Annotated in this window: 1 pseudogene; it reads right to left on the bottom strand. The window is 45.0% G+C overall.

Going from position 1 to position 1,246, the window contains the following annotated elements:
* Positions 1-1,150: pseudogene (locus JCM19039_RS21210) on the bottom strand (IS256 family transposase); the annotation flags it as partial.
* Positions 1,151-1,246 lie beyond the last annotated feature (96 nt).

The raw sequence follows: 1,246 nt of genomic DNA, 5'->3' as shown, positions 1-1,246 counted from the left end.
CGTTGGAGATGTTCCAACTTCTCGTCATAATCTTTCAGTACCGCCCCAATGAGTCGAAAGCAGATTGAGTGTTCGGGAAGATATTGATAATGCGTTCTCGTCGACGAATTTCAACATTGAGTCGTTCGACATTATTCGTTGTCCGTAGTTGTGAGTGATAACTATTCGGCTCACTCATAAACTGAATGGCATCCTCAAAACCTTCGTCCAACACCGTTAAAGCTTCTTCAAATCGTGGCTGTTCCTCATAGGAAGCCACGAGCTCATTCTTCATCCGGCGTGCGCGATCGGGGCAGCTCTGTAAGAACAGATCCTTCATTGCTGCAGTAAATTCTTGCGCGCCTTTCTTGGGTAACTTTGCAATTAAATTTCGTTTGAAATGAACGGTACACCGTTGCCAGCTTGATCCGACAAATGTGGATTGAATCGCCTTCTTCAAGCCTGTATGGGCATCAGAGATAATCAGTCTCGGTGAGGTGAATCCCCGCTTCTGCAAGTGTTCAAAGAAACGCGTCCATCCCTCTTCTGACTCGACATGACTGACTTGAAAACCAATGATTTGGCGGCGGTTCTTTTCATTGACCGCCACGGCGACATATACCGCTTTGGAAACCACCTTTTGATATTCTCGAACCTTAATATACATCGCGTCGACATAGAGGTAGGGAAACCTCATGACGTTCAATGGGCGGTCTGCCCACTCTTGAACAATCGGGTCGAGCCTCTTTGTAAGCGTTGATACGTAAGAACTCGAAACACTCTCCCCGCAGAGCTGTTCGACCGCTTTGGTAATTTTACGGGTAGATACACCGTTAATCACCATTTCCAACATCGCTAAGACCAATGACTGCTCGGCACGTTCGTATTTCTCAAAAATGGAAGGCGAGAACTCCCCTTGTCGGGTGCGCGGAACCTTCAACGTCATCTTCCCTAAGCTCATCGTATACTCTCGCTCATAGTAGCCATTACGCATATCTACTCGGTCTTCAGAACGTTCGTAAGCACTGGCTTTGAGGTATTCGTCACGCTCTTTCTCCATCATTTGGTTTAACACTACAATGATGGCAGACTTCGTCACAGCACCTAAATTCGTTTCCATTAATTCATCTTTCAATTGTTCCAAGTCTAATGTAATATTTACTTGGGTCATATTGATTCCCCCTGTTCATAATTTTCTTGGCGAAAACATTGTAACATGGGATCAATATGACCCTTTTGACTTTTACACAATTATATGGACTCTACC

The organism is Geomicrobium sp. JCM 19039 (assembly GCF_000698145.1).
Lineage (GTDB): Bacteria > Bacillota > Bacilli > Bacillales > Marinococcaceae > Geomicrobium_A.
Note: the sequence above shows the minus strand (reverse complement) of the source record. Positions and strands in the feature narration are given on the sequence as shown.